Source organism: Xanthomonas sp. SHU 199 (genome assembly GCF_000364665.1).
GTDB classification, from domain to species: Bacteria; Pseudomonadota; Gammaproteobacteria; order Xanthomonadales; family Xanthomonadaceae; genus Xanthomonas_A; species Xanthomonas_A sontii.
Map to the genome: position 1 here is coordinate 1 of NZ_AQOI01000176.1, position 11,506 is coordinate 11,506.

The following is an 11,506-nucleotide window of genomic DNA, read 5'->3' on the forward strand; positions in this document are numbered from 1 at the left end:
GCGCGCAGGCGCCGATGCCACCGCCCAACTCACCCGCGCCGGCGCCGGCCGTGCTGCCGCGGTGCCGGCGGACGCCTTACGTGGCGTGATCGATCCCGGCGCCGAAGCGGTGGCGCGGGCGTTCGCGGCGTGGCGGTGAAGCGGCCGGTCGGGTCGGCCGATGCGGTGCGAGGCAGGTATGGGTCAATCGGGGCGGCAGGCGTGTTCGGGAACGCCTGTCGCGGCTGAAGCCGCTCGTACAAGGCTTGCGGCGAGCTGTCCGAGCGCACTGTGGGAGGGACTTCAGTCCCGACGCGCGCAAGCCAAAATCGCCAGTTGCTTCGGAGCAACGCCCCGTCGCCCCCCTACTCCGCCGACGCCGCGTCCAGCACCTGCGCCACCGCCTGCAGCGAGCCATGCACCGAGCCGGGCTGCAGCGTCAGCGGCTGGGTCTTGCCACGCACCTCCACCTCCATGCGTTGCGGCACGCCCTGCGCGTTGCCGACGATGCGGTAGGTGGTGTCGCCACGCGCGAAGCTGAGCAGATGGCGGTCGGCGTCGTAGTCCATCGCCTCGCCCTGCGCGTCCGGATACAGCAGATCCACCCGCTGCTGCGCGCCAAGCGCCGCGTAGTACGGCGCGCCGCTTGCGCCGTCGCCGACATTGGCGAACACCACGATGCGCTTGCCAGCCGGCGCCAGGCGGAACTCAAGCAGGATCTTGCGCTGACCCACCGCCGTCTCGCCTTCCTCGTCCCACAGGTAGTGCATGTCGGCCACGCGCTTGCCGGCACGGTCGCGGTACACCGTCTCCTGTGCCAGTCCCGGCCCGTCGCCGCGCGCGTCCTCGACCGTTTCGCTCTCCAGCAGCGGCGCGCCATCGCGGATCGAGTATGTCGCGAACTGGTGCCAGCAGCAGCCGTCCTTGGTCATGGTGTGGAGTTCGCGCGCCTGCGCATCCACCTCGAACAGGCCGCAATTGCTCTGCGCCAGCTCGGTGAAGTCCGCATCGGCCTCGAAGCCGTCGGCGGTGCCCAGGTACACCTGGTAGGACGGGCCGTGATAGCAGCTGTTCTGCCCGTCCATCACCGCCAGATCCTTGATCCCGTCGAAATTGAAATCGTCGTAGATCAGCACGCTCTGCTCGCCGTACGGCAGTTCGTGCACGTTGGCCTTGACCTTGCCGCTCTTCGCATCGGTGTCCAGCACCAACTCCGGCGAGGCCACCTCAAGCAGCGGCGTGGCGTTGCCGCGGGCGAACACGCGCACGATGCCGGGACGGAACACCTCGCCGCTGTCCTCGATCTCCAAGGTGGCGCGGTAGCGATCGGAGAAGTCCTGCAGGTCGTAACGGCGGTGCGTGCTGGCGGCGAAGGCCTTGGCGTCGAAGTCGTCGCCGGCATACCGCTGGGTCTGCGTCGCGGCGGTCGCGGTCGACGACAACAGCACAAGCAGCAAGGCCAGGCGTGCACGCGCCGACAGCACACGGGCATGGCCAACGGCATGCGAGACGATGAAGGACATGGTGGCGTTCCTGGCGACGGGCAACGGAGGCCAAGGGTAAGGCCGGCCGTGGCGGCCGGCCAGAGACCAGCGGACCTTGGCGCGTCAGAACAGCGCGCGTGCCAGCGCCCGCAGCGCCGTGCGCGCCTCGGTGGCGATGCCGCCGCCGTCCTCGCCCAGCCAGGCCACCACGAGCAGCACCACGACCACCCCAGCCGCCAGCAGCGCGAGCCGACGCCACCTCATCGGTCGAGAGCCCTGCCGAACAGGCAAGGTGCCGGTGCAGCACGTCGCGTGGCTGGCGTCATCTGCCATCGGTCGACGCACCACGACCGTCCGTTGCATCCCTGCCCGCTCACCGCCATCGCCACTCACCCTGCTGCACTGCGCGCCGTTCTCTGGCTCTCGTTGCGGGGCAGGATACGCCGTGAGTGCGTCGTCCCAGCAACGGCCGCCGCCGGGCTGGCCGACAGCGCCGTCGCCGACCTTGCCGCCGGCACCACGCCCGAGCACCTGCGATCCACGACGCGCAGCGGGATTCACCACGCGACGACCCGGCCGTCGCCACACTCGATCACGCCCATCCTTGCCCGGAGCCCACCTTGAGCGCGACGCCCGACGCTGCGGCCACCCCGCACGTGATCGGCGGCCTCAGCCGCCGTACCCAGATCCTGCGCCTGCTGCTGCGCTACCGCAGCTCCGGGGTGTTTTCCGGCATGGACATGGAGACCGCCCAGGGCGAGCACGAGCTGCCGCCGGAAGGCACGCCCGAACAGTTCGTCACCGACCTGGAGGCGCTCGGGCCGACCTTCGTCAAGCTCGGGCAAATGCTGTCCACGCGCCCGGACGTGGTGCCGCCGGAGTTCGCCACCGCCCTGGAGCGGATGCAGGAGAACACCACGCCGATTCCGAGCGAACGCATCCGCGAGATCGTCGAGGCCGAGCTGGGCGTCGGCATCAACAAGGCCTTCTCCGCCTTCGACGACACCCCGCTGGGCAGCGCCTCGCTGGCGCAGGTGCACCGCGCCGCGCTGCGCGACGGCACCCCGGTGGCGATCAAGGTGCAGAAGCCCGAGGTCGCCGCGCAGGTGCGCGCGGACCTGGAGGTGCTGCGCAGCTTCGCCAGCGCCGCCGACAAGCTGACCGGGCTGGGCCGGCGCATCCGCTTCGCCGACTGGCTGGCCGAATTCGGCAAGGCGCTGCTGGCCGAACTGAACTACGAGGCCGAGGCCGAGAACCTGGCGCGCTTCGGCGAGCACCTGCGCCCGTTCCCGCAGCTGTGGGTGCCGCAGCCGGTGTGGGACCTGAGCAGCCGCCGCGTGCTGACCATGCAGCTGGCCGAAGGCGTGCGCGTGGACAAGATCTCCGGGCTGCGCCGCACCGAGCAGCCGATGGACGACCTGGCCGCGGCGCTGGTGCGCGGCTACCTGGACCAGATGTTCGTGCACGGCGAGATCCACGCCGATCCGCATCCGGGCAACCTGCGCGTGCTCGCCGACGGGCGCCTGGCGATCTTCGACCTGGGCATGGTCGCGCACGTGCCGCCGAAGCTGCGCGAGCGCCTGCTCAAGCTGCTGTTCGCCGCGGTCGACGGCCGCGGCGAGGAAGTGGCCGAGGAAACCATCGCACTGAGCACGCGCCTGGAGGACTTCGACGAGGAGCGCTACCAACGCGAGACCGGGCAGATGATCGCCCGCTACGCGGCGCACGACGCCATGTCCGAAGGCCGGGTGGTGCTGGACCTGGTGCGCATCGCCACCGCCTACGGCCTGCGCACGCCGCCGGAGCTGAGCCTGCTCGGCAAGACCCTGCTCAACCTGGAAGCGGTGTGCCGGGCGCTGTCGCCGCACCTGGACACGCGCGTGGTGGTCGAGGACCAGTTGCAGCACGTGATGCGCGCGCGCCTGAAGAAATCGCTGTCGGCGGCCAACCTGGCCAGCGAGGCGATGGAGCTGCAGGCGCTGCTGCGCGAAGGCCCGCGCCGCATCTCCGACATCCTCACCCTGGCCGCGGAGAACCGCCTGCAGGTGCGCGTGGCCGGGCTGGAGGAATCGCGGCTGATGGAGAGCCTGCAGAAGATCGCCAACCGCGTCGCCGCCGGCATCGTCACCGCCGCGCTGATCCTGGCCTCCACGCAGATGATGCGCATCGACACCGGCAGCAAGCTGTTCGGCTACCCGGCCATCGCGATGGTGCTGTTCCTGCTCGGCGTGATCCTGGGCCTGGGCATCGTGGTCAGCGCGGTGCTGTTCGACCGACGCATCCGCGCGCGCGAGGAACGCGGGAGGCGCTAGAAGCCGGGAGTGGGGAATCGGGAATGGGGAATCGCAGGAGCGGCTTCAGCTGCGACCTGCGGCGCCGACAGCTGGCGGCCAAAGTCGCTTCGCGCTCCACCAATCCCGAATCCCCACTCCCGAATCCCTGCTACGCCTGAGGATCGCGTAAAAGCTTCACTTCCTGCGGCGACTCCAGGGCGATGCCCTCCTCGGCCAGGCGCTGCAGCAGGGCGAAGAACAGTTCGCTGCGGGTGCCGTAGGTCAGCCGCGGCGAGGCCACGTAGGCGAAGCTGTTGAGGGTGACGTGGCCGTTGGCGATGGAGTCGATGAACACCGACGGCGCCGGGTCGTCCAATACGCCCGGATGCGACGCGTACAGTTCCAGCAGGATGGCGCGCAGCTTGACCACGTCGGTGCCCAGCGACACCGCGAACTGGATCTGCACCCGCCCCAGCGGTCCGGCCAGGGTCATATTGCGCAGGGTCTTGGTGATCAGTTCGGAGTTGGGGACGATCAGGGTGGAGCGGTCGCCGACCTGGATCTCGGTGGCGCGCACGCTGATCCGGCGCACGTCGCCCTCCTGGTCGCCGATCTTGATCCAGTCGCCGATCTTGACCGGGCGCTCGGCGAGCAGGATCAGGCCGGACACGAAGTTCTGGGTGATCGACTGCAGGCCGAAACCGATACCGACCGACAGCGCGCTGACCACCAGCGCGATCCGCTCCAGGCCGATGCCCAGCGCGGCCAGCGCCCACAACGCCGCCAGGATGATGCCGACATAGCGCGCCACCGTGCTGATCGAGTTGCGCGAGCCGTCGTCCAGTTCGGTCTTGGGCAGGTAGGTCTGGGTCAGCCAGCGATGCAGGTACTGCATGACGCCCAGGCCGAGCAGCAGCACCAGCACCGCGCGGGCGATCGCGCCCGGATACACCACCACCTTGTCGCTGAGGCGGATGCCATCGGACAGCAGCGAGAACCAGTCCGAGACGATCGAGACGTTGGTGCCGAACGGCATCAACAGCGCGCCGACGCCGATCAGCAACAGCACTACCCGTATCAGTGCCGAGGTCAGCACCCCGGCCTGCTCCAGGCTGCTCGAACGCACCCCGAACGCGCCATTGGCGGCGCGGCCGATGCGGCCCTCGCTGGCGAACAGCCACAACGCGAAGTCGTCGGCGAAGGTCATCAGCAGGCGGATCGCGCCGACGATCATGGTGATCCAGATGATCTGCCGGGTGATGAACAGGCCCAGGTGCAGATAGCCCAGCAGCGCCGCCAGCAGCGCCACCACCACCGCGACCTTGACCAGCACGCCGATCAACGCCAGCGCACCGCCGTGCTGCCCGGGCGGCGGCGGTTGCGCATTGGCCAGGGCCTGCGCCGCCGCTTCGGCGTACTGGCGCCGGCGCAGCCGCGACAGGCTGGTCAGGGTGGCCAGGATCAGCACGCCGTAGACCAGCGCGATCACCCCGTCGGCGGCGACGGTGGCCGAGTCGCTGGTGCGCGCAGCCTGGTTGATCACCAGCAGCATGCTGCTGAGCCAGGCCAGCGCCGCGGTGGCCCAGGTGTACTTGCGCAGGCGTCGCGCGGTGGCGTCGTCGATCGGGAACAGCCGCCAGCTCGGCTGGTTCGGCAGCAGCACGCTGGCGCCGAGCGAGCCCATGAAGGCCGCGGCGAAGCTGACCACCACGAAGCCGTTGAGCACTGCGTCCAGGCGCTCCGGCACCGCATCGATGCTGCGCAGCGCCTCGGCCAGGGCAAGCGCGGCCAGGCCCGGGGTCAACGTGCCCAGCAGCAGGAACCAGATCGCCAGACCCGACCGGCGCAGGCGGCTGCCCGGCGCGCGCGACATCGCATAGCGCTTGCCCAGCCAGCGCAGCAGGTAGCGCAGCGGGAACAGCAGGATCAGCGCGATGGCGATGCCGACGCCAAGCGCGCCGCTGCCATGCTCGGCGATCGCGTCCTGCAGCGACTGCATGCCGAGCGTGTACAGCGCCAGCAGCTTGGCCTGGTCGTCGGGGAAATCGGCGGCGATCTGCTTCCACAGCGCCGGCGACAGCGGCGACGGCGAGCGCAGCGACAGCTCCTGGCTGAAATGCTCGGCGCGCGCGCGTTCGATCTCGTCGGCCAGCTGCCGCGCCTCCACCACCATCAGCTTGCCGCGCTTGACCCCCGAGTCCAGGCTGTCGCGTTGCTTGGTCAGCGCCTTGCGCTGCGCGGCGATGTCGGGGGAGTCGCCGGTGGCGGCGGGACCGAGCTGCTGCAGGCGTGCCTCCACCTGGGCCAGCTGCGGCGCCAGGGCGTCGACCGCGGTCTGCGCATCGTTGGAGGCGTCGGAGACCTGCGTGACCAGGTTCTGGAAGGCGGCCTGGTTGCCGGCATCCACTTCCTTGCCGCGCGCGTCCTTCAGCGACTTTGCGGCGTTGTCCAGCAGGGTCTGCGGGTCCGGCGGCGCGTCGGCGGCGTCCTGCGGCTGCGCCGACGCCACCGCCGCGCACAGCCACAACAGCAGCAGGGCGTAACGCAACAGGAAAGAGGACGACGCGGAACGGGGCAGCAGGCGCACGCAGGGACCGGCACGGGCAAGCGCGGACCACCGCGCGTGCGGCGCACTATACGGCGCGGCGCTTGAACCAGGCCAGCGGCGGGCGCGGGCGCGCGTGCCGTGTGGCCGCGCCGGTGCCTGCGCCGGCTGCCTGTCGCGACCGAAGCGCGCCACTCCTACGACGGCAGGCGGGTCGCCACGACCGATACCCGGTTCACCGCGCGTCCGTCACCAGCACGATCTTGCCGATATGCGCGCTGGATTCCATCAGCGCATGCGCCTGCGCCGCCTCCTGCAGCGGGAAGCAGCGGTCCACCTGCGGCTTGATGCGACCCTCTGTCAGCAACGGCCACACCTGCTGCTCCAGTTCCCGCGCGATCGCCGCCTTTTCCATCACCGAGCGCGGACGCAGGGTCGAGCCGGTGTGGGTCAGCCGCTTGGCCAGCAGCGGCATCAGGTCCAGTTCGCGCACCTTGCCCTGCTGGATGCCGATCTGCACGATGCGTCCGTCCAGCGCCGCGGCCTGGTAGTTGCGCGCCAGGTAGTCGCCGCCGATCAGGTCCACGATCACGTCGGCGCCGCGGCCCTCGGTGAGGCGCTTGGTCTCGGCGACGAAGTCCTCCTCGCGATACAGGATGGCCGCCTCCGCGCCCAGCGCCAGGCTGGCCGCGCGCTTGTCGGCCGAGCCCACGGTGCTGATCACCCGCGCACCGAAGGCGCGCCCGAGCAGCGTGGCGACGCTGCCGATGCCGGAGGTCCCGCCGTGCACCAGCAGGGTCTCGCCGGACTGCAGGCGGCCGCGCTGGAACACGTTGGTCCACACGGTGAAGAAGGTTTCCGGCACCGCCGCGGCCTCGGTCAGGCTCAGCGCCGCCGGCACCGGCAGGGCGTTGCGCTCGTGCACCACCGCGTATTCGGCATAGCCGCCGCCGGCGACCAGCGCGCAGACCTGATCGCCCAACCGGTAACGCTCCACGCCCTCGCCCAGGCCGACCACCTCGCCGGCGAACTCCAGCCCCGGCAGCGGCGAGGCGCCCGGCGGCGGCGGATAGCTGCCCTGGCGCTGCATCACGTCGGGCCGGTTGACGCCGGCCGCGGCCACCCGCACCAGCAGTTCGCCGCGCCCGGGGTGCGGCAGCGGCACGCGCACCGGCACCAGCACCTCGGGCGCGCCGGGCTGGCGGATTTCGATCGCGGTCATGGTGTCGGGCAGCGCAGCGGCGTGGGTCGGGGACATGGCGGGGTCCTGGCAAGGAGCGCGGCGCACGCAGGCGCAGGCGCGTGGGGGAACCGCGATGATCGACCTTCCGCGCTGAGGGGTCCGTGACGGCGGGCGATGTTCGCGATGAAGTGCACGAAAGACCTGCCTGGTCCTCTCAGGCCGTCTGCAGTCGGGACTGAAGTCCCTCCCACACCTGCGCGCACTCGCATCTTCCGACACAGCCTGCCCGAGGCAGGCGCAGAACGAAGCATCAACTGTCATGCAGCCATGACGCGCGAAGTGGTGTGCTTTCCGATGGCGCAATGCGTCGGGACTGAAGTCCCTCCCACAGTGCACCGGGCAGGCTCGCCGTAGGCCCCTGTGGGAGCGACTTCAGTCGCGACGCGCGTGACGATGACCGCCAGTCACTTCCAACGCCAAAGGTGTCGAGGCGTAACGCTCCGCTCACGCAAGCGCTCAAGGTAGGCGGCGCCTACTCGCCCACTGACGCCGCCTGCGCCGGCCACTCGGTCATCGCCGGCACGGCAGCCTCGACCCGCTGCGGATCCAGCCGCGCCTGCAGCGCAGGCAGCGCGATCGCCAGCGGGCAGCGCAGGCGGCCGCCGCAGCCGGGCAACGGCCAGCGCCGCTCGCGCAGGCTGCGGCCGTCGAAGCGATTGGCCCGTAGCGCCGGCAAGGTCGGCACCACGCTGCGCAGTTGCAGGAAGTCCTGGCCGTCCTGCCGCACCAGGTCCAGCAGCAGCGCACCGCCGGGCGGATACGCGTCCGGCTGGCCGCGCACGATGGGATCGATGCCGAACAGGCCGGCCAGATGCGCCAGGTTGGTGTCGTGGCCGAGCAGCACCAGCGCGCGCGTGTCCGCCGGCGCCAGCGGCGCCACCGCCGGGGTCTGCGCGGCCGCGGCCTGCAGCGTCGCCAGCAGATGCGCGAGCAGGTTGGAGCCGCCGGCACGCGCCGCCGGCAGCGCACGCTTGCTGTAGGCGAAGGAGGCGTTGTGCAGGCCGATCAGCCGCTGCAGCGCCGCGGCATCGGCGCGCCCCCAGGCCACCTGCGGCAACGGCAGGTCCTGCGCGTACTCCAGCATCAGGTTCTCGGCCAGGCTGCCGGCGGTCTTCAAGACCTTGGCCGCCTGCACCGGATCCTGCAGCCGCTGCGGATCGTCCAGGCGCGGCGACTCCTGCGCAGCGCAGGCCGACCCCGCGCAGCCGGACAGCACCCGCTGCAGCGCCCGCAGCCGGCTGCGCGTGGCCGCGTCCAGGTGCAACGGCGGCGCGGGCGCATCGTCGTCCTTGTCCTCGTCCTTGCCGAAATGGAATAGCGGATTGTTCTGCGTCGTCGGCAACGCCAGGTAGTGCGCCTGGCATCCCGGCAGCAGCCCCTCGGTGAAGGCCGCCGCGCTGTCGTGGTTGCGCGGCGTGCTGTCGGCGATCACCACCGCGCCGGACCCGGCGCAGTCCGGCGCCAGCGCCGCCGTGGACAGCCAGCGCTGCCGGTAGCGCGCGCCCAGCGCCTGCATGCCGGCGGCACCGTGCGCGGTGAGCTGGCCGGGCGCCACCGGCCATTGCGGCCAGGGTTGCGTGGCGTACTTGGCCAGGTCTTCTGGCGATTGCGTCGGTGCGCGCACGCCGTGGCGCATCACCACGATCGTCAGGCGTACCTCCGCCGCGTTCGATGCCGCGGCAGGCTTGGGCGATGCCGCCGCCGGACAGGCGGCGCTGGCGACGCACAGCAACGCAGCCACGCGCCATGCGCTGCGCACGCGTGCGAATCGGAAAGCGAACATGGCCGGCCTCAGAACTTCAGCGACAGGTCGAGGAACACGCCGCGCCCGGCCAGGCCGAAGTACAGCGGCTGGTTGTCGGAAGAGCGGGTGCCGGCGTAGCCGATCAGCGCATGCCGGTTCAGCAGGTTGTTGACGTCCATGCTGATCGAGTAGCCCTTCATGCCGTACGGCCCGTGCGTGCTGCGGTAACCCAGCGCCGCATCCAGGCTGGCGTAGCCGCCCAGGCGCTGGTCGTTGCCGAACACGGTGGTGCCATTGGCCGCGGTGCTGTTGTCCACGCCGTACTGCGCGCCCACCACCTTCTCCATCAGCGAACCGAAGTAGCCGGTGCCGCTGTTGTACAGCAGGCCCAGGGCGGCGGTCACCCGCGGCGTGCCGGCGACCTGGGTGCTGCTGTGCTTGTAGGTGGCGTCGTTGTAGCTGGCGTTGGCGTACAGGCTCAGGATCGGCGTCAGCGCGTAGGTGGCCTCGGCCTCGGCGCCCCTGTACACCGCACCGCCGCCGTTGACGAAGGCGCTCTCGGTGCCGCTGTCGGTATTGATCAGGGTCTGGCTGATGTAGTTGCTGAAGTCGATGTAGTAGACGTCGGCGCCGAAGGTCAGGCCGCGCGCGGCATAGCTGGTGCCGAGTTGGTAGTTGCTGGTCAGCTCCGGGCGCAGGCCACGGGCGCCGTTGAGTTCGATCACGTCGATCGGCGGTGCCAGGAAGCCGCGCGCGGCCTGCACGTAGCCGCTCCAGTGCTCGTTGAAGCTCTGGTGCAGGCTCAGCGACGGCAGCGTGGCATCGTAGCTGGCCTCGCTGTGCGCCGGCGCCGGCGGCGTGCTCTTGTTGAGTTCGGCATCGAGCTGGCGCCGCACCCGCGCGTAGCGCAGGCCCGGACTGAGGGTCAGGCTGTCGCTGAGCTTCCAGTCGTACTGCAGGTACGGCTGCAAGGTGTCGGTGCGGTCGTGCAGGTTGTAGTTGTACAGCGGGCCGTACTTGGTGCCGCTGGCCGCGCCGGTGGTCATGTCCACCGGCAACTGCTGGCGCTCGTCGAGGTTGCGTTCCACCCACACGCCGGTCTGCAACTGTCCCGGTCCCAGGTCCCGCGCCAGACGCAGCACGTCGCCGAAGGCGCGGAAGTCGTTGTCCGAGAGCTTGCCCGGCACGTCCTTGGCGGCCTTGGACAGCTTCTTGCCAGTCGCGCTGTAGAAGGTCACGCCGTTGTCGGCAGCGCTCTCGCTGGTGGGGATGCTGGTCTTGGAAGCGGTGTGGTCGAAGCTGTTGTAGTAGACCTTGTTGTCCAGGTCCCACTCGCCCAGGCGCGTGCTCAGGCCCAGGTAGGTGAAACTGGAGTAGTAGGCGGCGGCGTTGTAGCCGGTGTAGTTCTGCAGGGTCGGATCGTTGCCCAGGCCGTAGCGCCAGCCATGCTGCGCGATCTGCGCGCGGGTGGCGCCCTGCACGGTGTTCTGGTGCTCCTGGTTGTAGCTGCTGACGAAGGTCAGCGTGGTCGCCTCGCCCAGATCGGTGACGGTCTTGAGGAAGGCGTGCTCGCGGCGGTCATCGGTGCCCTTGAGGTACGTGTCGCTGGCTTCCTTGGACAGATCCGCGAACAGGCGCGTGTTGCCGATGTGCTCGTCGGCGCTGACCCCGCCGGCCCAGGTGTTCCAGCTGCCGCCGGTGCCGTAGACGGTGACCCCGTCGACCTCGCTGGGATTGCGCGTACGCAGCGCCAGGGTGCCGCCGAAGGTGGCGTTGCCGATGGTGGCGCCACCGCCGGGGCCGCGGTCGATCTCGGCCTGGCCGAGCACGTGGTTGTTGAAGTAGGCCGAGGTGGTGTGATGCAGGTCGCTGGCATCGCCGAAGGGAATGCCGTCGAAGGTGATGTTGAACTGGCCGTCCTGGAAGCCGCGGATGCTGACGCCTTCGTTCTTGCCCAGGCCCGGACCTTCCGGCGAAGTAGTGACCACGCTGGGCGCGTACTTGATGATGTCGTCGTAGTTCGAGTTCAGGCGCAGGCCGTCGCGGATGAAGCGCTCGTCGATCACCGAGGTCGGCTGGCTCGCCTCCAGCGGCGCGGCGCTGGGCGCCAGCGTGTCGACGCTGTTGGCGGTGACGTTGATCGGCGCCAGTTCGCGCGGGCCGTCGTGTTCGCCGTCGGCCTCGACATGCGCCGGAGCGGCGCTGCGCGGCGCCCGTGGGGCGGCGACCGGCGCGGCG

Annotated in this window: 7 protein-coding genes; 1 reads left to right on the forward strand and 6 read right to left on the reverse strand. The window is 70.4% G+C overall.

The window, feature by feature from the left end; genetic code table 11:
• Positions 1-344: 344 nt before the first annotated feature.
• Together D183_RS0107510 and D183_RS27750 are read right to left on the reverse strand one after the other, a co-directional pair.
• Positions 345-1,502, reverse strand: a complete 1,158-nt coding sequence (locus tag D183_RS0107510; RefSeq protein WP_017908461.1) for an XAC2610-related protein — start codon at positions 1,500-1,502, stop codon at positions 345-347.
• Between the two features lie 84 nt (positions 1,503-1,586).
• Positions 1,587-1,727 carry a hypothetical protein gene (locus D183_RS27750; protein ID WP_017908462.1) on the reverse strand — a complete coding sequence of 47 codons (141 nt, stop codon included), beginning with the start codon at positions 1,725-1,727 and terminating at the stop codon, positions 1,587-1,589.
• A gap of 356 nt (positions 1,728-2,083) precedes the next feature.
• Here D183_RS27750 and D183_RS0107520 point away from each other — a divergent pair, with 356 nt between their 5' ends.
• The gene (locus tag D183_RS0107520) at positions 2,084-3,775 is read left to right on the forward strand and encodes an ABC1 kinase family protein (protein ID WP_017908463.1); all 1,692 of its coding nucleotides are present in this window, start codon (positions 2,084-2,086) and stop codon (positions 3,773-3,775) included.
• A gap of 130 nt (positions 3,776-3,905) precedes the next feature.
• Here D183_RS0107520 and D183_RS0107525 read toward each other — a convergent pair whose 3' ends face one another.
• From D183_RS0107525 to D183_RS0107540, 4 genes are all read right to left on the reverse strand, one after another.
• Entirely contained in the window at positions 3,906-6,284 is a 2,379-nt protein-coding gene (locus D183_RS0107525) for a DUF3772 domain-containing protein (protein WP_017908464.1), read from the reverse strand.
• A gap of 232 nt (positions 6,285-6,516) precedes the next feature.
• The gene (locus tag D183_RS0107530) at positions 6,517-7,539 is read right to left on the reverse strand and encodes an NAD(P)H-quinone oxidoreductase (RefSeq protein WP_017908465.1); all 1,023 of its coding nucleotides are present in this window, start codon (positions 7,537-7,539) and stop codon (positions 6,517-6,519) included.
• A 457-nt stretch (positions 7,540-7,996) separates the two neighbouring features.
• Positions 7,997-9,307: a histidine-type phosphatase gene (locus tag D183_RS0107535; RefSeq protein WP_017908466.1), complete on the reverse strand. Its 1,311-nt coding sequence runs from the start codon at positions 9,305-9,307 to the stop codon at positions 7,997-7,999.
• An 8-nt stretch (positions 9,308-9,315) separates the two neighbouring features.
• A partial coding sequence (locus D183_RS0107540; RefSeq protein ID WP_017908467.1) for a TonB-dependent receptor occupies positions 9,316-11,506 on the reverse strand: 2,191 nt, incomplete at its 5' end.